Origin of the sequence: Speluncibacter jeojiensis (genome assembly GCF_029589495.1) — a bacterium.
GTDB classification, from domain to species: domain Bacteria; phylum Actinomycetota; class Actinomycetes; order Mycobacteriales; family Mycobacteriaceae; genus Speluncibacter; species Speluncibacter jeojiensis.
In genome coordinates this window covers 342643-363064 of record NZ_JAAIVF010000003.1, presented here as the reverse complement: position 1 = coordinate 363064, position 20422 = coordinate 342643, and the positions used below count along the sequence as shown (strand labels likewise).

Here is a 20422-nt window from a genome sequence, read left to right as displayed (position 1 = left end):
GGCACTCAGTGCGGCGCGGCCGCGCCGCGGGCGCGGCGGGTCAGGCGCCCGACCGCGAACAGCACCAGCAGCGTGGCCGTCAGCAGCAGCGTGGTGTCGGCGGCGGCCAGCAAGACCTGTCCCCGGTCGGTGAGCCCGAAGATGCTCACCGGCAACGTCTTCCAGGTGGCCGGATAGACCATGATCGTCGCGCCCAGCTCGCCCATCGACAGAGCGATCGCCAGGCCGGCGGCGGCGCCGAGGGTCGGGGTCAACATCGGCAGGGTGATCCGCAGCAGCACCCGCACCGGTCCGGCGCCGAGCGACTCGGCCGCTTGCCGGTAGGCCGGGTCGAGGCGGTCCAGGGCGGCCGAGACGGCGCTGAACGAGAAGGCCAGCACCAGCACCGTGTGGGCCAGGATCACGATCCACTTGGTTCCGCCCAGGAGCAGCGGGCGCTCGTTGAACGCGATCAGCAGTCCCAGGCCGATCGCCACCGAGGGGACCGCGACGGGCAGGTGGAACACCGCGCCGGTGAGTGAACGCAACCACCGAGGTGACCGGCGCGCGGCGAGCGCCGCCCAGGTCCCGACCACCAGCGCGATCGCGCCGGCGAGCACCGCCGTCTGCAGGCTCACGGTCAGGCTCGCGAGGTTGTCGTCCGACAGCGCCGCCGACAGGTTCCGGGTGCCCAGGTCCGAGGGCAGCGGGCCGGTCCAGGAACCGGCGAGCGCGGCGGCGACGACAGCGGCGATGGGTGCGACGAACACCACTGAAACGACCAGGAGGAAGACGGTCAGCAGTGCGGATCTAGAGCGCCGGGTCCACAGCAGCACGGCGGTCTCCTCTCGTTCGGGTGGCGGCGAGCCGGGTGGAGGCGAGCCGGCTCGCGCAGTAGAGCAGCAGCGACAGCGCGACCTGAACGGTGGCGATCACGGCCGCGCCCGGCAGGTCGAAGGTGACGATGCCGTGGGTGTAGATGAGCACCGGCAGGGTCACGACGTCCTTCGCGCCGGTGAATAGCACGATGCCGAACTCGTTGAGCGTCAACAACAACACCAGCGACGCGCCCGCGGCCATCGCCGGCCACGCCTCCGGGAGCACGACCGCGCGCAGCACGCGCAGCGGTGAGGCGCCGAGACTCGCGGCGACGTCGAGTTGCTCGCGGGGGATCTGGCCGAACGCGGCCAGCACGGGTCGCACCACGAACGGGGTGAAGAAGGTGATCTCGGCCGCGATCACCCCCAGCGGGGTGTTCACGAAGCGCAGCGGTCCGTCCGTCGCCCCGGTGAGATGGGTGATCAGCGCGTTGACCGCCCCCGCCGAGCCGTAGAGGAACGTGAAAGCCAGCGTGATCAGGAACGACGGCAGCGACAGGACCGTGTCGATCAGCCGGCCGATCAGCTGCGCCCCCGGGAACGGGACGAAGGCGAGCATGAGCGCGAGAAACGTGCCCAGCACCAGCGCCCCGGCGGTCGACGCGACCGCGATCTCGACGGTGCGCCACAGGGCCGTGCGGAATGCGGCCGTGCCCAGCACCCGCGACCACGTCGCCCAGCTGCGTTCGCCGTCGTCGGCGACAGTGGATTCGGTCAGCACCCGGACCAGCGGAAACACGGCGAACCCGGCGACCAACACCAGCGGCGGCAGCACCCACAGCCCGCGGGGGCGGTGCGCGCGAGGGCTGGAGACAGGGGCGTCGGTGCGGGTGGCGGAGTCGAGGACGGCGGTCACGACACCGCCCCCGGGCCCGGCACCAGCACGGCGCCGCGTTCGGGGAACCGGATCCCGACCTCGGTGCCGACCGGCCGCTCGTCGTGGCCGGCGACGTCGACGTCGACCGGTGTCTGCGGCAGGCCGGGCAGTGTGATCGTCACCCGGGTCGACGCCCCCCGCCACACACTGGCGACGATGCGCGCCGGCAGCGCGCCACGCTCGCCGGGGGAGGTGAGTGTGACCGCGTGCGGGCGCAGGCACAGCAGTACGGCGGCCTGCGACTCCCAGTCCGTGCGGCCGAGCACCGGCTGCGGGGCGTACGCGGTGACCGGCACCCCGCCGACCGTCACCAGCGCCGAGGTACCGATCACACGGGTCACCGTGCACGGCAACAGGTTCGCACCGCCCAGGAACTCGGCGGTGAAGCTGCTCGGCGGGCGCTTCCACAGGTTCTCGGTCGTGTCGACGTCTACCAGCCGCGCGTCCCGCATCACCGCGATCCGGTCGGCGAGCGCGAGCGCCTCGGACTGGTCGTGGGTGACGTACAGCATCGCGGTGTCCGGCAGCGCCGCCCGCAGCTGCTGCAGTTCGGTGATCATCGACCGGCGCAGTTGCGCGTCCAGGGCTGCCAGCGGCTCGTCGAGCAGCAGCACCTTTGGCCGGATCGCCAGCGCCCGGGCGATCGCCACCCGTTGCTGCTGACCGCCGGACAGTTCGCCCGGCAGCCGCGTGCCGTAGGCGGACATGCCGACCATCGCCAGCGCGTCCGAGACCCGGCCGGCGATCTGCGCCCGCGGCACGCGGTGCGCCCGCAGCCCGAACGCGACGTTCTCGGCGACCCGCATGTGCGGGAACAGCGCATAGGACTGCACGACCACACCGATGCCCCGCTTGGCAGGGGGCAGGTCGGTGACGTCGCGGCCGTCGAGGCGCACCGCGCCCGCGCTCGGCCGGACGAACCCGGCCAGGGCCTTGAGCGCGGTGGACTTGCCGGAACCGCTGGGGCCGAGCAGTGCGACGGTCTCGCCGCGGGCGACGCGCAGGTTGAAGTCGACCAGCGCCGCACCGGCACCGCGACCGCGGCCGTAGGTGACGCCGACCCTGTCGAAGACGATGGCAGGCTCGGTCGCGGACGCCGTGGCCGACTGCCCGCGCGCGCCTCGGACGGCGGTGCGCAGGGACGACAGTCTCGACACGTCAGCCACCGATCGCCTGCTGGTAGGCCGCGACGTCGCCGTCGAGCGAGCCGAGCACGTCGTTCCAGTTCGGCGTCCACACGTCGACCCCGGCGAGCACCGTGGCCGGGCTGTTGGGGTCGGTTGGGTCGGCGCCCGATGTGGGGTCCGCCGTCTCGCGCACGTCCGGCCGCACCGTGACGCCGAGCGCCTGGCCGGTTATCTGCTCCTGCGCCTTCTTCGAGAGCAGGTAGGCCATCAGCTGCCGGGCCTTGTCGGCGTGCGGAGCGCCGGTGGCCAGGCCCATCACGTACGGCAGCGCGACGGTGGTGCGCTTGCCGGCGGCGTCGGCGGGGAAGAAGATCCGGAACTTCGAGCCGTCGTCCTTGATGGACGCGAGGTTCATCTGGACGTCGCCGTTGGCGACGAGCAGTTCGCCGTTGCTGACCTTGGGCTGCAGCTTGCCGGTCGACGAGGACGGCCCGACGTTGTTGGCCTGCAGCCTGCCGAGGTAGTCGAGGCCGCCCTGGGTGCCCATCAGGTGTTGGGCGAGCAGCAGCACCGCGGTGCCGTCGCCGGCCTGACCGGGCGTGGAGTACTGCAGCTTGCCCTTGAACCGCGGCGCGAGCAGGTCGTCCCATGTCTTCGGCATCGGGTCCGCGCCGGGGTTCGCGATGAACGAGAGGTAGTTGTCGACCACCGAGACGTACTTGCCCGCCGGGTCCTTCGACGCGGCCGGCACCGCGGCGGTGTCGACGCCGCTGGGCTGCAGAAGTCCCTCGGCGTCGGCCTTCTGGATGAACGGCGGCAGCGTGACGACGACGTCGGCCTGCGGGTTGGACTGCTCCTTCTGCACCCGCGACACGACCTCGCCGGACCCGGCCTCGACGAGGTTCACGGCGATGCCGGTCTCCTTGGTGAACTCGGCGAACTGCGGCTTGTACCAGCTCGACAGTCCGTCGGCGCTGTAGACGGTCACGGAGCCGGCGGCGTTGCCGGCCGCGCTGCCGGTGCCCCCGCACGCGGTCAGGGAGATCGCGGCCGCGGCGGCGAGGGCCAGGGCGGTGACGGTGGAGCGCACACGCATGGGTCGGATTCCTTCTGTTCGGTGGTCGTCGGGTGTCTCAGGGGTGCAGCAGCAGGTCGGCGAACTCGCCGACCGACGGCACGATGTGCGTCGGGTCGGCGGCGCGCAACCGGCGTTCGTCGTGGGCGCCGGTGAGCGCGCCGGCGACGATGCTCGCGCCGGCGCGGCGGCCGCTGGTGACGTCGCCGGCGGTGTCACCGAGGACGGCGATGTCCGACACGTCGTCGATGCCCAGGCGCAGCAGCGCGGTCAGGACCAGGTCCGGGTAGGGGCGGCCGCGCCCGGCGTCGGCGGGGCACAACGTCAGGTCGGTCAGCGTGTGCCAGCCCAGCGCGGAGAGCAGCTTGTCCTGGGTGGTGCGGCTGAAGCCAGTCGTCAGCGCGACCTTCACGCCGGCCTCGCGCAGTGCGGTGATCGCCTCGGCCGCACCGGGAATCGCGGTCGCGCCGCCCTCGTCCACGAGCCGGTCGTACTCGGCCTCGAATGCACGGTTGGCGGCCTGGGCGCGGTCCTCGTCGCCGAACAGTGCGCGGAAGACGACGATCTTGGACTGGCCCATTGTGTCGAGGACGTACTTGCGGGCCGCGTCGGCCTCGGGTCCCGACTCGGGCAGGCCGGCGGCGGCGCCGGCGGCGGCGAACGCGCGCAGCACGAGTCCGTCGTCGGCGACGGTGGTGCCGGCCATGTCGAGGACGGCGAGTGTGATGGGTGGCATGGATTTCTCCTGTGGTTAGAGGCCGAGTTGGTCGGCGGTCTGTTCGGCGAGCGCGGGGCCGAGCGTCATGCCGCGACCGCCCGGGCCGGCGACGACCCAGATGCCCTCCGCCGGCTGGGCGCGGTGCACCAGCAGGGCTGCGTCCAGGCACTGGCTGTAGACGCCTGCCCAGCGCTTGACGACCGGCGGCAGGTCGCGGCCGAGGAACCCCTGGGCAACCTCGGTCAGGTGCCGGTAGGGGGCCTCGTCGACGTCGAAGTCGAACGGCTCGTCGTACTCGTGGGTGTCGCCGATGGTCAGACCGCCGTGCAGGCGCTGCACGCACAGCAGCTGCATGCGGTGCTCTGCCGCGGTGGGCTCCTGCGGCTGGGCGGCGCGCAGCGCGTCGAGTGCCGTGCCGGCGAACGCGGGGTAGTAGCGCAGGCTGTCGCCGTCGGCGATCGCGGTGCTCAAGACCTCGCCCAACGGCGCGGTCTGCATCATCTGCAGTCGCACCCGGCGCAGCGGCAGCTCGCCGGCCAGGTCTCGGGCCAGTCCGCCCAGGGCGGCGCCGGGGCAGACGATCACCAGGTCGGCGCCGAGCGTGCGGTCGTGGTCGTCGCGCAGGCGCACCCCGAGACCGGTGGTGGCGACCTCGCGGATCTCGGCGCAGGCGTGGAAGGTGTACCGGCCCGAGGCCTCGAGATGGCGGCGGATGGCGGGCAGTGCGACCCGGGATTCGACGGCGCCGTCGCGGGTGCAGTGCAGGCCCGCCAGGAATTTGCCGCGCAGTGCGGGGTTCACGGCGCGGACGGCGTCCGGGTCGAGCAGGGCGAAGCCGCGGGCGTCGGCGTCGGGGCGCGCGACCATGTCCTCGGCGACCGCGACCTCTTCGGGACTGCGCAGCAGCGTCATCGAGCCGGCCGCGCGGAAGCCGATCCCGGGCACGCGCCGGGACAGGTCGGCCCACAGTTGCCGGGACCGCAGCGCGGCGTCGAGTTCGTGGTCGGCGCGCCCGGACACCCAGACGAGGCCGAAGTTGCGTACGGTGGCGCCGCGCGCCTCGGGTTCGCGTTCGAACTGGACGACGGTGTGCCCGCGGCGGATCGCCTCGTCGGCGTGGGCGGTGCCGAGGATCCCGCCGCCGATGATCGCGATCCGGAGCGGGGCGGTGCGGTGAGGGCCGGTCGCTCGTGCTGCGCTGTGCATGGGACACAGCCTGGCGTTTGGTCTAGACCAGCTGGTGTTGCGGAGGCGAATGCCAGATGAACAATTGGTATAGACCAATATGGGTTAGGCTGGGCTGGTCGAGGGGAGGTGACCAGATGCCGAATTCGCCACTGCCCAAGTACTACCGGGTGCGTACCGGGCTCGAGGAACTCATCGCGGCCCGGTCCGAGGGCGAGGCCATTCCGGCCGAGCGGGAGCTGGCGGCGCGCTTCGCGGTCTCCCGGGAGACGGTCCGGCAGGCCGTGCACGATCTGCTGGTCGCCGGGCTGATCCAGCGGCGCGGTCGCGGCACCGTCGTGTCGAGCCCCAAACTGACCCAACCACTCTCGCTCGGTTCCTACACCGAGGGGGCGATCAGTCAGGGCCGGGTGCCGGGGCGTGAGCTTGTCACGTTCGAGGAGAAACCCGCGACGCCGGACCTCGCCGCGGCGCTTCGGATCGACGACGCGGCGCCGGTGATCCACCTCGAACGGGTGCTGCTGGCCGACGGGCAGAAGATCGGCCTCGAGAGCACCCACCTGCCGGCGGCCCGGTTCGCCGCGCTGGCGCGCACCTTCGATCCCGCCGTCTCGCTGTACGCGGCGATCCGCGCCACCGGTGTGGTGTTCGCGGCGGCGACCGAGCGGATCGAGACGGTGCTCGCGTCGCCACGCGAGGCTGCGCTGCTCGACTCGACGACCGCGACGCCGATGATCCTGCTGGGCCGCACCTCCTACGACCCGGCCGGGGTGCCGATCGAACGGGTGCGCTCGCTCTACCGCGGCGACCGGGTCGCGTTCGTGACGACCCTGCGCGAATGAGTCGCGACATGCCGCCCCGATCGGTTCCGTGATCGCGTTGTCCGACGCACAATGAGGACACGCGTTCATCACCGACGACGAAAGGGTGGCGGAAGTGAATCGGTTCGAGCTCCCGCAGACGTTGCGTCGATCCTCGAAGGAGGTGCAGACGGCATTCGCGACCGCACACGACAGCGCGGTCAGGCGCTTCGGTGAGGGCGACGAGGCCCAGCGCGCCGCCTACGGGGTCCTCAAGGAGAGTTACGAGCTGGCCACCGACCATTGGGTGCCGAAGCAACCCGAGTAGCGGGCCGACGCGCGGTCGGGCGCCGGTGCACGGGCGTTAGGCTCTTGGGCATGTCCGTTCGCACCGCGCTCGTCCCCGGAACCCTCTCACCGACCCGCTCGGTGCCCAAGAGCATCGCCAGGCCCGAGTACGCCTGGAAGCCCACCGCGAACGAGGGCAACGAGCCCTGGGTGCAGACGCCCGAGACCATCGAGAAGATGCGGGTCGCCTCGAAGATCGCGGCGCAGGCGCTGGCCGAGGCGGGCAAGGCCGTCGCGCCCGGCGTGACCACCGACGAACTCGACCGCATCGCACACGAGTACATGTGCGATCACGGCGCCTACCCGTCGACGCTCGGCTACCGCGGTTTCGCGAAGTCGTGCTGCACCTCGCTCAACGAGGTGATCTGCCACGGCATCCCGGACTCGACGGTGATCGAGGACGGCGACATCGTCAACATCGACGTGACCGCCTACCTCGACGGCGTGCACGGCGACACCAACGCCACCTTCCTCGCCGGAGACGTGTCCGAGGAGAACCGGCTGCTGGTCGAGCGCACCCACGAGGCGACCATGCGCGCGATCAAAGCCGTCAAGCCCGGCCGCGAGCTGAACGTGATCGGCCGCGTGATCGAGTCCTATGCCAACCGTTTCGGCTACGGCGTGGTGCGCGACTTCACCGGCCACGGCATCGGCGAGACCTTCCACAACGGCCTGGTCATCCTGCACTACGACCAGCCGAACGTGGAGACCGTGATCGAGCCGGGCATGGTGTTCACGATCGAGCCGATGATCAACCTGGGCACCGTCGACTATGAGATCTGGTCGGACGGCTGGACTGTGGTGACCAAGGACCGCAAGTGGACCGCGCAGTTCGAGCACACCCTCGTGGTCACCGAGTCCGGCGCCGAGATCCTCACCCTGCCGTGACGGCCCGGCCCGGCGCCGGTGTGCGGGGCGCCCTGCTGGTCGCCGGGACGACGTCCGACGCCGGCAAGAGCGTGCTGGTGGCCGGGCTGTGCCGGTCGCTGGTCCGCCGTGGGGTGTCGGTGGCGCCGTTCAAGGCGCAGAACATGTCCAACAACTCGGTCGTCACCCTCGACGGCGGCGAGATCGGCCGGGCCCAGGCGATGCAGGCCCACGCGTGCGGGCTCGAGCCGAGCGTGCGCTTCAATCCCGTGCTGCTCAAGCCCGGCAGCGACCGCCGCTCACAGCTCGTCGTGCGCGGCCGGGCGACCGTCGACGTGGGTGCCCGCGACTATGTGACGCACCGCCGCCGGCTGCGCGAGGTCGTCGCCGAAGACCTGGCCGCCCTGCGCGCCGAGTTCGACGTGGTGATCTGCGAGGGCGCCGGATCGCCGGCCGAGATAAACCTGCGCGCAACAGATCTGGCGAACATGGGGCTGGCGCGCATGAGCGACGTGCCGGTGCTGGTCGTCGGCGACATCGACCGCGGCGGCGTACTCGCGCACCTGTTCGGCACGGTCGCGGTGCTCGAACCCGAGGACCAGGCGCTGATCGCGGGGTTCGTCGTCAACAAGTTCCGCGGCGACCCCGCGCTGCTGGCGCCCGGACTCGACCGGCTGCGGGCGCTGACCGGACGACCGACGCTCGGGGTGATCCCGTTCGCGGAGAACCTGTGGCTCGACGCCGAGGACTCGCTCTCGGCGGTCGTCGACGCGCCCGTCGGACGTCCCGCGCCGCCGGTGGGGGACCGGTGGCTGCGGGTGGCCGCGATCCGGTTGCCGCGCGTGTCCAACGCCACCGACGTCGAGGCGCTCGCCTGCGAGCCGGGCGTCTCGGTGCGTTGGGTGAGCGATCCGGAGCGGCTGCTCGACGCGGACCTGGTGGTGCTGCCGGGTAGCAAGGCGACGGTGTCGGACCTGCAGTGGCTGCGGCGCACCGGGATTGCGCAGGCACTCGTCGGGCGGGCGGATGAGGGCCGCCCGATCCTCGGTATCTGCGGCGGCTACCAGATGCTCGGTGCCACGATCGACGACGGCGTCGAATCCTGCGCCGGTATCGTCGCCGGCCTGGGGCTGCTGGACCTGGACATCTCCTTCGAGGCCGACAAGGTGCTGGACCGCTCGTCGGGCGTCGGCGACGCGATCGGCGCCGGTATCCCGGTGTCCGGGTACGAGATCCACCACGGACGGGTACGCCGCAGCGGCGATGCGCCGCTGCTGCGCCACCACGACGGGCGCGCCGAGGGCAGCGTGCGGGGCGCGGTCTGGGGCACGCACTGGCACGGGCTGCTCGAGAGCGACGAGTTCCGCCGACTGCTGCTCACCGAGGTCGCGCGCATCGCCGGGCGGGACGGATTCGCCGTCGCGCCGGACACCTCGGTGGCGGCGGTGCGGCTCGCGCAACTCGACCTGCTCGCCGACCTGGTCGACGAGCACCTGGACACCGTGGCGGTCGACGCGCTGATCACCGGCGGCCCGACGCCGGGCCTGCCGGTGATCAACAGCGCACTGGGGTGATGCTGCCGGTCAGGGGATTGCGCGGCGCAGCACCCCGTAGGCACCCGCACCGGCCACCGCCGCGGCGGCCAGCGGGTACACGATCAGCGGCACCGCGACCGGCGGCCCGGTGAACAGGTCGGCGAACCCCGGCCACCACCCCTGCCAGGTGATGACGATCGCGACGACGCCGAGCACCAGCACCGCGCCCACCGACAGGCCCAGCATGCCCAGGCCCTTCCACCGCGTGTACACCGCACCGATCAGCATCGCCGCGAGTGCGAGCAGCATGCAGAACGCGATCGGCGCGCCGAGCTGCACCCCCGGGTTGTTGGACAGGTATCGCACCAGTCCGAAGAAGCGCATCTGCACCCCCCACCCGTTCGTGGCCGACTCGATCAGCGAGAGCAGATAGATGGCGAGTCCGGCGAGCACCGACTGGACAAGTGCGAGTGCCACTGTGCCGGTGAAGAACTCGCGGCGGGTTAGGCTCACGCCGAGGGCGAACGAGAACGCCTGGGTGGCGGCCATGTAGGCGGCGAAGTAGGTTCCGAGGAACGCGGCCAGCCCGCCGGTGCCGTTGAGCGCCTGCCCGGTGTCGACCAGGGCGAAGATGATCAGGTTGATGAGGAACGCCGACAGCCCCACCAGCACCGGCATGGCCACGAACATCACCGACACCAGGTGCATGCGGGCGGCGGCGAGGACGCGGCCGGCGGGCCGGGGCGGCGCCCCGAGGTCGACCGCGGCGAAGGCAGGGGTGGTGACGGTCAGGGGGGTGGTCACAGGGCACTCTCCTCGAGGTCGGGGCGGGCGGCGCCGGTGGTGTGGATCACGAGCTGCTGCAGCGAGATCGGTTCGATCTCCAGTCCCGCCGCGTGGGCGCGTGAGCGGTTCTCGTCGGACAACGGGGCATCGAGGGTGATGCGGGCGAACCCACCCAGGCGCTCGCGGTGCAGCACCGGCCGGAAGTCGGCGAAGTCCTCGGCCGCGGCGGCCGGACCGGTCACGACGAAGGCGCGCCCACGAAGGGTCTCGGCCTCCTCGTCGAGCACCAACTTGCCGTCGTCGATGACCAGCACGCGGTCGAGCAGGTCGCCGATCTCGTCGATCAGGTGGGTCGACAGGATCACCGTGCGCGGGTGTTCGGCGACGTCGGTGAGCAGTTGGTCGTAGAACATCTGGCGGGCGACGGCGTCGAGTCCGAGGTAGGGCTCGTCGAAGATGGTCAGCGGCGCGCGTGAGGCGAGTCCGAGGGTGATGCCCAGTGCGGACTGCATGCCGCGCGAGAGCTTCTTGACCTTGCGCCGCATCGGCAGCTTGTAGGTCGCCAGCAGCGAGTCGGCGAGGTCGGCGTCCCAGTTCGCGAACACCGCGGCAGCAGTGGCGATCACATGGCACACCCGGTGTTCGTCCGGGTAGCGCTGACCCTCGCGCACGAAGCAGGTCCGCGCAGCGGCCGCGGCATGCTCGTACGGATCGTGGCCGAAGACGCGCACCTGCCCGGAGCTCGGCCGGTCGTGCCCGGCGAGCATTTGCATCAGGGTCGTCTTGCCGGCGCCGTTGCGGCCGAGCAGGCCGTGGATCCGGCCGGGCTCGAGGTCGAAGGTCACCGAGTCCAGCGCGGTGGTCTTGCCGAAGATCCGGGTGACGCCGCGGACCTGCACCACGGAAGTCGTCGTCGGGTCAGGGGTGGTCATCGTGCTTCCTCCCAGTCGTCGAGCATCGTCTTGATCTCCCCGGTGTCGATGCCGAGCTTGCGGGCCTCGGCGAGCATCGGGTCCAGGTACTGCTTGGCGAAGGTGGCGCGACGGCGGAAACGCAGCGCGTCCCGTGCGCCTTCGGTGACGAACATGCCGATGCCTCGCCTCTTGTAGAGGACTCCGTCGGTGACCAACTGGGCCAAGCCCTTTCCCGCGGTGGCGGGATTGATCCGGTGGAACGCGGCCAGTTCGTTGGTCGACGGGACCTGCGTGTTCTCGGCCAGGGAACCGTCGATGATCGAGTTCTCGATCATCTCGGCGATCTGCTGGAACAGCGGCCGCCCGGCGTCCATCAGAAGCTCATCGGTTCATTAGTCATGTAATGAACCATAGAGCCGGGCGGGTGGGCACGCAAGAGCGGCGGGTCACAAGTGCGTCGGCGCCGGGCCGCACTCGCGTACGGTGTTCAGTCATGGAGTTGCGGAAGGTCACGGTCGGGGTCGTGCACGTGAGCGGTCCCGCGGACGGCGGGGCCGTGGTGGTGTTGCCCGGATCGGCGCGGTCGGTCGACGACTACGCGGAAGTCTGTGAGCGACTGCACAATTCGGGTCTGCAGACCTTCGTGCTGGAGTCGATCGGCGGGGTCGGGCACGAGGCGCTGATCGCGGCGCTCGACGAGCTGTCGCTGCGGTGGGTGCACCTGGTCGGTGACGATGACGGCGCGGACCTGGCATGGCAGGTGGCAGCGCGGCACTTCGGGCGGGTCAGCAGCCTGGTCGTCGCCGGGCACGCGCACCCCGCGGTCGCCGGAGCGGACGGCACGGTGCTGGACGCGACCTGCCCCGCGGTCGAGGTGGCGACCACGGTGGTGCTCGGCCGCGGCGACAACCGCGCACAGGCCTACGCGACAGGGCGGCACGCCTACTCGGAGTACCGGGTCGTCGAACTCGACGAGGTGGACACGGTGCCGTCGCAGGCCGCCGCCGAACTGGCGACCGAGATCGTGTTGCGCAGCAACCCCTGGTGACCGGCTAGAGATCCAGCCCCAGCAGCGCGTTCTCCACGACCTCGGGCAGCGCGGGATGGATCCAGTACTGCCCGCGGGCCATGTCCGCGACCCCCTGATCGAAACTCATCGCCTGGATCAGCGGCTGGATCAGCGTCGACGCCTGCGCGCCGATCAGGTGCGCGCCGACCAGGCGGCCGGTGTCGCGGTCGGCGATGAGCTTGCACAGCCCCTCGTGGTCCTCCATCGCCCAGCCGTAGGCGACGTCCGCGTACGACTGCACCTTGACGGCGACGTCGATCCCGCGGGCCCGTGCCTGCTCCTCGGTCAGCCCGACGGTCGCGATCTGCGGGTCGGTGAACACCGCCGACGGCACGAACCGGTGATCGGAGCTGCGCAGCGCCGCGTCGTCCGCGGCCGCCAGCAGGTTGTGTGCCACCACGCGGGCCTCGTGATTCGCGACGTGCTTGAGCTGGTGCTCGGAGCTGACGTCACCGAGCGCGAACACGCCCTCCGCGGTGGAGCGCTGGAACTCGTCGACCACGACGCGCCCGTCCGGATGCAGTGCGATGCCCGCCGTCTGCGGCGCCATCAGGTCGCCGTTGGGGCGGCGGCCGACCGCGACCAGCAGCGCGTCGCCGGCGACCACGGTGCCGTCGGCCAGCTCCACCTCGACCTGCGCTTCGGACGCTCCCGGCCGCACCGCGCGCACCGGATTCGCCAGGTGCACATCCCATTTCGCGCGGGCCAGCTCGGTGAAGTGCGCGGAGATCTCGGTGTCGAGGTGACGCAGCAGCGCGCCGCTGCGGGCGATCACCGACACCTCGCTGCCGAGCGCGGAGAACACGTGCGCGAACTCGGCGGCGATGAACCCGCTGCCGAGCACGATCAGGCGCCGCGGCAGTTCCGGCAGCCGCATCACGTCCTCGTTGGTGTAGTAGCGCACGCCGCTCGCGGTGACCTCGTCGGGGATCATCGGCCGCGAGCCGGCGGCCACCACGATCTGGTCCGCGGTGATGGTCTCGCCGGTCCCGGTGTCGAGGGTGCGCGGGCCGGTGAACCGGGCCCGGCCGGTGTAAACGGTCACGTTGGGGCAGTCGTGCATGCGGTAGCGCCGGCCGCCGTCGGCGATCGGGTCGATGCGGCCGAAGACCCGGTCGACGATGTCGGGCCAGCGGACCCCGGTGAACGAGGCGTCGACTCCGTAGCGGGAGGCGTGCTCGACCGCGCGGGCCACGTCGGCCGCGTAGACGAACATCTTCGTCGGGATGCAACCCACGTTCAGGCAGGTGCCGCCGAACGTGCCCTCCTCGAGCAGCGCCACCTTCTTGTCGGCGTACCGGTCGTCGAGAATGGTGTTGCCCGAACCGCTTCCGACGATCGCGATGTCGTAGTGGGTCATGCCCCGGCCCTCCCGCTCTGCGCGGGCGCACCGGCCTGCGGCGCGGCCTGCGGCGCGGCCTGCGGCGCGGCCTCGTAGATACCTGTGAGCCAGCGGTCGAGCTCGACGAACGCGCGTGCGCGCACCGGCTCGGTGGACAGGAACACGTCGTGGCGGGCGCCGGGCACCGGCACGATGGCCGTGCGGTCGCCGAGGCAGCCGGACCAGCGCGCGATCTGCCTGACGTCGAGCACCGCGTCGGCGACGTCCACCCGATCGGAGTAGTGGCTGGTGAAGTGGCTCAGGTCCGAGCGGAGCACCAGTGCCGGTACGCCGATGTCCAGGCCGCGGTGCAGGCGCGCATGGCCGGCGCGGACCGCGCGCAGCCATCCCGCCGTCACCGGGAACCCGGTCAGCGGCTTCCAGTCCAGGTGATAGTCCCATTCGCCGTGCGCCGACCGGTGCAGGCTCGAGCCGTAGGCGTTGCTCACGCCGGTCGGCAGCACCTGGTGCGGGCGGATACGGCCCAGCACGTCGACGACCGCGGTGCCCACGCTGCGCAGATACGCCGGACCCTGCAGGTCGAACCATGGACTGTTGAGCACGAGCCCCTTGATCCCGGTGCGCTCGGTACCGCCCGGCTGCCGGTTGAGGCGGTCCAGCCACAGCGGCAGGATCAGCCCGCCGGTCGAATGCGCGACCAGCAGCACGTCGGCGGGGGTGCCGGCGGTGGCGGCCAGCTCGGTGCGCACCAGCGTGACCGCGCGGCCGAGCTCCTCGTCGTACTCGGCGAGGTCGCCGACGAAGTGCGGTGTCTGGCCGGGGCGCAGCGACCGCCCGCACTTGCGCAGGTCCAGCGCGAAGAAGGCGTATCCGCGCTGCGCGAAGTGCTCGGCGACGTGCGTCTGGAAGAAGTAGTCGGTGAACCCGTGCACGTAGAGGACCGCGCCGCGGGTGACCTCGCCGTCGCGGGGCCGGTAGCGGATCAGCGTCGCGGCGACCTCGCCCTCGCCGTCCGGGTCGGCGCCGAGCGCGATGGTGAGTTTCTCGTAGCCGTCGCCCAGCTCATCGGGCATCCAGTTCGTCACAGATCACACCCTAGAACGGGTCGCGGCGGCCCGCTGGCAGGGCAGTATCGAATCCGGTGAACAAGCCGTCACGGACTGCCGAGTAACCTGGGCGACGCCAGTGGTGTGATCAGGAGCCGAGTGGCTGGTTCGAACGTCGGCGTGATCAAGCGAGGAAGTTGAACTCCAGTGTCGAGTGACAGGCAGGGTGTAGTGCCGCAGAAGACCGATGTCGTGCTCGTGGGTGCGGGCATCATGAGCGCAACGTTGGGCGTGCTGCTGCGCCGGCTGCAGCCGGAGTGGTCGATCACCGTCCTCGAGCGGCTCGATGCCGCCGCGGCCGAGAGCAGCGATCCGTGGAACAACGCGGGCACCGGACACTCGGCGCTGTGCGAGCTCAACTACACCCCGCAGAAGGCCGACGGCACGGTCGACATCACCAAGGCCGTCAACGTCAACGAGCAGTTCCAGGTCTCGCGCCAGTTCTGGTCCTACGCGGTCGAGAACGGCATCCTCCCCGCGCCGCGGGAGTTCATCAACCCGATCCCTCACATCAGCTTCGTGCACGGCGGCGATGACGTGAAGTACCTGCGCGCGCGTTACGACGCGCTCGCCAAGCACCCGCTGTTCGCCGGCATGGAGTACTCGGAGGACGAGGGCGAGTTCGGCCGCCGGCTGCCGCTGATGGCCGCCGGCCGCGACTACTCCGACCCCGTCGCGATCAACTGGTTCGAAGGCGGCACCGACGTCGACTTCGGCGCGCTCACCCGGCAGCTGCTCGCGCACCTCGGAAAGTCCGGCGCCACCATCGGTTTCGGTCAGCAGGTCACCAACCTGACCAAGCAGTCGAACGGCGACTGGCGGGTCGCCGTCAAGAACGTGCGCACCCACGAGCGCAAGACGATCGACGCGAAGTTCGTGTTCGTCGGCGCCGGCGGCGGTGCGCTGGCGCTGCTGCAGCGGTCCGGCATCGCCGAGGCCAAGGGCTTCGGCGGCTTCCCGGTCAGCGGTGAGTTCCTGCGCTGCACCAACGAGTCGCTGATCGGCCTGCACCAGGCCAAGGTGTACGGCAAGGCCGCCGTCGGCGCACCGCCGATGTCGGTGCCGCACTTGGACACCCGCGTCATCGCGGGCAAGCCGGGTCTGCTGTTCGGGCCGTACGCGGGCTGGTCGCCGAAGTTCCTGAAGAACGGCAAGATCACCGACCTGCCGCTGTCGGTCAAGCCGAACAACCTGCTCTCGATGCTCGGCGTCGGCGTCACCGAGATGGGCCTGACCAAGTACCTGATCGGCGAGCTGATGCAGTCCCCGGAGGACCGCATCGGCACGCTGTCGCAGTTCGTGCCCGAGGCCGACATCAAGGACTGGGAGCTGATCACCGCCGGTCAGCGCGTCCAGGTCATCCGCCGCAAGAAGGGCAAGGGCGGTGTGCTGGAGTTCGGCACGGCCGTCGTCAACGCCGAGGACGGCTCGATCGCCGGTCTGCTCGGTGCGTCCCCCGGCGCCTCGACCGCCGTCCCGGCGATGCTCGACGTGCTGCAGAAGTGCTTCCCGGCGGACTTCCAGCGCTGGCAGCCTGCGCTCAAGGAGATGGTCCCGTCGCTGGGCACCAAGCTTTCCGGCAACCCGGCGCTGTTCGACGAGGTGTGGCAGTGGAGCTCGAAGACTCTCGAGCTCAACCGCGAGCCCGTCCGCTCGGCCTGATCGCGGTCGCGGCACATGTCGGAGCCCCGTGACGGCACGGACATCGGTTTCCCGCTCAGCGCGATCGTCGGTCAGGACCAGCTGCGGCTGGCGCTGATCCTGTGCGCCGTGCACCCCGGTATCGGCGGTGTACTGGTGCGCGGCGAAAAGGGCACCGCCAAGTCCACCGCGGTGCGGGCGCTCGCGCAGCTGCTGCCGCCGGTGCTCGACGACCCGGCGGACGGTGCGGTCGCCCGCGCGCCGCGTCCGGCGCGGCTGGTCGAGCTGCCGGTCGGCGCCACCGAGGACCGAGTGGTCGGCTCACTCGACCTGGAGAAGGTGCTGCGCGACGGTGAGCGCGCCTTCCAGCCGGGTCTGCTGGCGGCCGCGCACCAGGGTGTGCTGTACGTCGACGAGGTCAACCTGCTGCACGACCACCTGGTCGACGTCCTGCTCGACGCCGCCGCGATGGGGCGGGTGCACATCGAACGCGACGGTGTCTCGTACAGCCACCCGGCGAAGTTCGTCCTGGTCGGGACCATGAACCCCGAGGAGGGTGAGCTGCGTCCGCAGCTGCTCGACCGGTTCGGGCTGGCGGTCGATGTGATGGCCTCGCGCGAGGTCGACACCCGCGTCGAGGTGATCCGCCGTCGGCTGGCCTACGAGGCCGACCCGGTCGCGTTCGCCCGCGACTACGCCGACGCCGACGCCGAGCTGGCGCGGCGGATCGTGCGGGCGCGCGCCCACTGTGCCGCGGTGGACCTGCCGGGTCGGGAACTGCGCCGCATCGCCGCGCTGTGCGCCGCGTTCGACGTCGACGGCATGCGCGCCGACCTGGTGGTGGCGCGCGCCGCCACCGCGCATGCGGCGTGGCGCGGCGTGCGGGAGGTCACCGAGCAGGACGTGCGCGTCGCCGCGGAGATGGCGTTGCCGCACCGTCGGCGCCGCGACCCGTTCGACGAGCCCGGACTCGACGCAGACGATCTCGACCAGGCGATGGAGGAGGCGGCCCGCGAGGCCGACCGGGAGCCGGAACCCGACCCGGATCCCGAGCCCGGCCCCGGCGGGGGCGGCGCGGACGAGTCCGGTGAGCAGTCGGCGGGCGACGGTCCGGCGGATCAGACCGGCGACGGTCCGGACGCGGACGAGCCGGCCGCCGCACCGCAGACCGCGCCGACGGGTGCGCAGGCCCCCGAGCAACAGGCTCCCGAACGGTCGACGTCCGAACCGTCGGCCCCCGACGCACCGACTCCCGGCGAGGGGACCGGGGCGGGGAAGGGCCCCGGCCGCACCATCGAGTTGCCGGGCCGACCGTTCCGCACCCGGCTGCTGCAGATCCCCGGCATCGGCGAGGGGGCCCCGGGGCGCCGCTCCCGGGCCCGGTCGACGCGCGGGCGCTCGGTCCGCCCGACCCTCGAGCCGGGCCACGGCCTGCACCTGGTCGGCACCCTGTTCGCCGCCGCCGAACACCAGGTGGCGCGTGGTCGCCACGGTGGTCGGATGATGTTGGCGCCGAAGGATCTTCGCGGCGCGGTCCGCGAGGGCCGCGAGGGCAACCTGGTGGTGTTCCTCGTCGACGCGTCCGGATCGATGGCCGCGCGCGACCGGCTGACCGCGGTGGCCGGCGCGGTGGTGTCGCTGCTGCGTGACGCCTACCAGCGCCGCGACAAGGTCGCCGTCATCTCGATGCGCGGGGCGGACGCCGAGGTGCTGTTGCCGCCCACGTCGTCGGTGGAGATCGCGGTGCGGCGACTCGCGACCATGCGCACCGGCGGCAGAACGCCACTGGCGCAAGGGTTCCTGAAGGCGCGCGAGATGGTGCTGCGCGAGCGGGTGCGCGATCCGCGACGGCGCGCACTGGTGGTCACCCTCACCGACGGTCGCGCGACCGGCGGTCCGGATCCGGTGGTGCGTGCGCGGACCGCGGCGACGCTGCTGGCGGAGTCGGGGGCGGCTTCGGTCGTCATCGACTGCGAGGTCTCGATGATCCGTCTGGGCCTGGCGGCCGAGATGGCCCGGGCGCTGCGCGGCGAATGCCTGCAACTGGCCGAGTTGTCGGCGCAGCAGGTGGCCGACGTCGTGCGCGCCGCCGCGTAGGTTTGACCGGCCAGCACACTCGGCCGACCGCAGAAGCGAGGAATCCATGCCCAAGGGCGCGCCATTGCCGGAGAACATCCCCGACGACGGGCTGACCACCAAGCAGCGTCGTAACGCGCCACTGCTCGCGGTGCACACCGGTCCCGGCAAGGGGAAGTCGACGGCCGCGTTCGGCATGGCCATGCGGGCCTGGAACCAGGGCTTCGACATCGGGGTGTTCCAGTTCGTCAAGAGCGCGAAGTGGCGGGTCGGCGAGGAGGCCGCCATGCGTGCGCTCGGCACCCTGCACGCAGAGACCGGCGCGGGCGGGCCCGTCGAGTGGCACAAGATGGGCGAGGGCTGGTCCTGGACGCGCAAGCACGGCTCCGATGAGGACCATGCGGCCGCGGCGCTGGAGGGCTGGCGCGAGATCGCCCGCCGCCTGGAGCAGGAGCGGCACAAGTTCTATGTGCTCGACGAGTTCACCTACCCGCTCAAGTGGGGATGGATCGACACCGACGAGGTGGTCGAGGTCCTGCGCAGCCGTCCGGGTGCCCAGCACGTGGTGATCACCGGCCGTGACGCCCCGCAGGCGTTGATCGACGCCGCCGACCTGGTCACCGAGATGACCAAGATCAAGCATCCGATGGATGCCGGACGCAAGGGCCAGCGGGGCATCGAGTGGTAGCCGGCGCACTGGTCGTCGCGGCGCCCGCCTCGGGCAGCGGCAAGACCACCGTCGCGACCGGGCTGATCGGTGCGCTGCGGGCGGCCGGGCACCGGGTGGCGCCGTTCAAGGTCGGACCCGACTACATCGACCCTGGCTACCACGGCCTCGCGGCCGGGCGGGTCGGGCGCAACCTCGACCCGGTGCTCGTCGGGCGGGATCGGATCGGGCCGTTGTATGCGCACGGCAGCGCCGGATGCGACATCGCCGTCGTCGAGGGCGTGATGGGGCTGTTCGACGGGCGCATCGGCGACGAGACCGACGGGGCCGCCGAGGGGTCGACCGCCCAGGTGGCGGCTCTGCTCGGCGCGCCGGTGGTGCTGGTGGTGGACGCGCGCGGACACAGCCAGTCGCTGGCCGCGGTGCTGCACGGATTCGCCACCTACGAGTCGTCCGTGCGGCTCGGCGGGGTCATCCTCAACCGGGTCGGCAGCGCCCGCCATGAGCAGGTGCTCCGCCAGGCCTGCGACCGGGTCGGGCTGCCGGTGCTCGGCGTGGTCCCGCGTGCCGCGCAACTGCACGTGCCGTCCCGGCACCTGGGGCTGGTCACCGCCACCGAACACGGCGGTGCCGCGCGCGAGGCGGTCGCCGCGATGACCGAGCTGGCGGCCCGGCACCTGGACCTGCCGGCGCTGGTCGCGTTGGCCGGTGCAAGGGCTGACGGGCCCGCGTGGGATCCCGCGGCCGAAGCGGGTGCGGCCGCGGTGCCCGCCGGTGAGGGCCGGCCGGTCGTCGCCGTCGCCGGGGGACCGGCGTTCACGTTCGGCTACGCCGAGCACACCGAGCTGCTCGCGGCCGCCGGGGCCGAGGTGGTCGTGTTCGACCCGATCCACGGCGCACTGCCAGCCGACGCGGCGGGCCTGGTGATCCCGGGCGGCTTCCCGGAGGAGTACGCGCCGCAGCTGGCGGACAACCGCGCGCTGCTCGCGGACGTGCGGACGGCGGCGGAGCGCGGCCTGCCCGTCCACGCCGAGTGCGCCGGGCTGCTGTACCTGGCCCGCAGCCTCGACGGCCACCCGATGAGCGGCGTGGTCGACGTGGAGGCACGCTTCGGCGAGCGGCTGACCCTCGGCTATCGGGAGGCGGTCGCGCTGGCCGACTCGCCGTTGTTCGCAGCGGGTACGAGGGTGACGGGCCACGAGTTCCACCGCACGGTCCTGACCGCGTCCGGAACGGACGCGTCCCCCGCCTGGGGGTGGCGCGGCGCCGAGGGCCCGGTGGGTGAGGGATTCGTGCGCGGGCAGGTGCACGCGTCGTACCTTCACACCCATCCGGCCGGGAACCCGTCGGCGGTGGCCCGGTTCGTCGCGGCTGCCGGTCGGTACAGGGACGACCGCCGCCGCGACGGTGCGATCGTCGCGGTGTCGTGAAT

20 protein-coding genes are annotated in these 20422 nt (G+C 71.7%); 9 read left to right on the top strand and 11 right to left on the bottom strand.

The window, feature by feature from the left end; translation table 11 throughout:
• Positions 1-5: 5 nt before the first annotated feature.
• Genes G4X40_RS12685 through G4X40_RS12660 form a run of 6 tightly spaced genes read right to left on the bottom strand, consistent with a single transcriptional unit; the run spans position 6 to position 5860 of the window.
• Positions 6-815 carry an ABC transporter permease gene (locus tag G4X40_RS12685; protein ID WP_277832897.1) on the bottom strand — a complete coding sequence of 270 codons (810 nt, stop codon included), beginning with the start codon at positions 813-815 and terminating at the stop codon, positions 6-8.
• Entirely contained in the window at positions 790-1713 is a 924-nt protein-coding gene (locus tag G4X40_RS12680; protein ID WP_277832896.1) for a 2-aminoethylphosphonate ABC transporter permease subunit, read from the bottom strand. The genes G4X40_RS12685 and G4X40_RS12680 overlap by 26 nt, the downstream gene beginning before the upstream one ends.
• Positions 1710-2873, bottom strand: coding sequence for an ABC transporter ATP-binding protein (locus G4X40_RS12675; protein WP_277833096.1), 1164 nt, complete (start codon positions 2871-2873; stop codon positions 1710-1712). The genes G4X40_RS12680 and G4X40_RS12675 overlap by 4 nt, the downstream gene beginning before the upstream one ends.
• A gap of 19 nt (positions 2874-2892) precedes the next feature.
• Positions 2893-3957: a 2-aminoethylphosphonate ABC transporter substrate-binding protein gene (locus G4X40_RS12670; RefSeq protein ID WP_277832894.1), complete on the bottom strand. Its 1065-nt coding sequence runs from the start codon at positions 3955-3957 to the stop codon at positions 2893-2895.
• 37 nt (positions 3958-3994) lie between these two features.
• Positions 3995-4672 carry a phosphonatase-like hydrolase gene (locus tag G4X40_RS12665; RefSeq protein ID WP_277832892.1) on the bottom strand — a complete coding sequence of 226 codons (678 nt, stop codon included), beginning with the start codon at positions 4670-4672 and terminating at the stop codon, positions 3995-3997.
• Positions 4673-4687: 15 nt separating this feature from the next.
• Positions 4688-5860: a TIGR03364 family FAD-dependent oxidoreductase gene (locus G4X40_RS12660; protein WP_277832890.1), complete on the bottom strand. Its 1173-nt coding sequence runs from the start codon at positions 5858-5860 to the stop codon at positions 4688-4690.
• A gap of 116 nt (positions 5861-5976) precedes the next feature.
• Here G4X40_RS12660 and G4X40_RS12655 point away from each other — a divergent pair, with 116 nt between their 5' ends.
• The 4 genes from G4X40_RS12655 to G4X40_RS12640 all read left to right on the top strand — a co-directional run bounded on the left by G4X40_RS12655 (position 5977) and on the right by G4X40_RS12640 (position 9428).
• The gene (locus G4X40_RS12655; protein WP_277832888.1) at positions 5977-6681 is read left to right on the top strand and encodes a GntR family transcriptional regulator; all 705 of its coding nucleotides are present in this window, start codon (positions 5977-5979) and stop codon (positions 6679-6681) included.
• A 94-nt stretch (positions 6682-6775) separates the two neighbouring features.
• On the top strand, positions 6776-6967 hold the full coding sequence (locus tag G4X40_RS12650; RefSeq protein ID WP_277832886.1) for a ChaB family protein: 192 nt from the start codon (positions 6776-6778) through the stop codon (positions 6965-6967).
• A gap of 50 nt (positions 6968-7017) precedes the next feature.
• Complete coding sequence (gene map, locus G4X40_RS12645; RefSeq protein WP_277832884.1) at positions 7018-7875, top strand: type I methionyl aminopeptidase; 858 nt, start codon at positions 7018-7020, stop codon at positions 7873-7875.
• 20 nt (positions 7876-7895) lie between these two features.
• Positions 7896-9428, top strand: coding sequence for a cobyric acid synthase (locus G4X40_RS12640; RefSeq protein ID WP_277833095.1), 1533 nt, complete (start codon positions 7896-7898; stop codon positions 9426-9428).
• 9 nt (positions 9429-9437) lie between these two features.
• On the opposite strand, the gene G4X40_RS12635 is transcribed toward G4X40_RS12640, so the two are convergent.
• The 3 genes from G4X40_RS12635 to G4X40_RS12625 are packed head-to-tail and all read right to left on the bottom strand — an operon-like array spanning position 9438 to position 11466.
• Positions 9438-10193: an ABC transporter permease gene (locus G4X40_RS12635; protein ID WP_277832883.1), complete on the bottom strand. Its 756-nt coding sequence runs from the start codon at positions 10191-10193 to the stop codon at positions 9438-9440.
• Positions 10190-11107 (bottom strand): ABC transporter ATP-binding protein, encoded by a 918-nt coding sequence (locus tag G4X40_RS12630; protein WP_277832881.1) that lies wholly within the window; start codon positions 11105-11107, stop codon positions 10190-10192. Before G4X40_RS12630 ends, G4X40_RS12635 begins: the two co-directional genes overlap by 4 nt.
• The gene (locus G4X40_RS12625) at positions 11104-11466 is read right to left on the bottom strand and encodes a GntR family transcriptional regulator (RefSeq protein WP_277833094.1); all 363 of its coding nucleotides are present in this window, start codon (positions 11464-11466) and stop codon (positions 11104-11106) included. The genes G4X40_RS12630 and G4X40_RS12625 overlap by 4 nt, the downstream gene beginning before the upstream one ends.
• 116 nt (positions 11467-11582) lie before the next feature.
• Here G4X40_RS12625 and G4X40_RS12620 point away from each other — a divergent pair, with 116 nt between their 5' ends.
• On the top strand, positions 11583-12137 hold the full coding sequence (locus G4X40_RS12620) for an alpha/beta fold hydrolase (RefSeq protein WP_277832880.1): 555 nt from the start codon (positions 11583-11585) through the stop codon (positions 12135-12137).
• Between the two features lie 4 nt (positions 12138-12141).
• On the opposite strand, the gene G4X40_RS12615 is transcribed toward G4X40_RS12620, so the two are convergent.
• Positions 12142-13518, bottom strand: a complete 1377-nt coding sequence (locus G4X40_RS12615) for a mycothione reductase (protein ID WP_277832879.1) — start codon at positions 13516-13518, stop codon at positions 12142-12144.
• Positions 13515-14585 carry an alpha/beta hydrolase gene (locus G4X40_RS12610; RefSeq protein ID WP_277832878.1) on the bottom strand — a complete coding sequence of 357 codons (1071 nt, stop codon included), beginning with the start codon at positions 14583-14585 and terminating at the stop codon, positions 13515-13517. Before G4X40_RS12610 ends, G4X40_RS12615 begins: the two co-directional genes overlap by 4 nt.
• A gap of 168 nt (positions 14586-14753) precedes the next feature.
• Between G4X40_RS12610 and mqo the strand changes: the two genes are divergently transcribed.
• Genes mqo through G4X40_RS12590 form a run of 4 tightly spaced genes read left to right on the top strand, consistent with a single transcriptional unit; the run spans position 14754 to position 20420 of the window.
• Positions 14754-16268, top strand: a complete 1515-nt coding sequence (gene mqo / locus G4X40_RS12605; RefSeq protein ID WP_408642190.1) for a malate dehydrogenase (quinone) — start codon at positions 14754-14756, stop codon at positions 16266-16268.
• A 15-nt stretch (positions 16269-16283) separates the two neighbouring features.
• Positions 16284-18344: a magnesium chelatase subunit D family protein gene (locus tag G4X40_RS12600; protein ID WP_277832876.1), complete on the top strand. Its 2061-nt coding sequence runs from the start codon at positions 16284-16286 to the stop codon at positions 18342-18344.
• A 46-nt stretch (positions 18345-18390) separates the two neighbouring features.
• Positions 18391-19011 carry a cob(I)yrinic acid a,c-diamide adenosyltransferase gene (gene cobO / locus G4X40_RS12595; RefSeq protein ID WP_277832875.1) on the top strand — a complete coding sequence of 207 codons (621 nt, stop codon included), beginning with the start codon at positions 18391-18393 and terminating at the stop codon, positions 19009-19011.
• A complete protein-coding gene (locus G4X40_RS12590) occupies positions 19005-20420 on the top strand; it encodes a cobyrinate a,c-diamide synthase (protein WP_277832874.1) in 1416 nt (471 codons plus the stop codon). The genes cobO and G4X40_RS12590 overlap by 7 nt, the downstream gene beginning before the upstream one ends.
• The last annotated feature ends 2 nt before the right edge of the window (positions 20421-20422 follow it).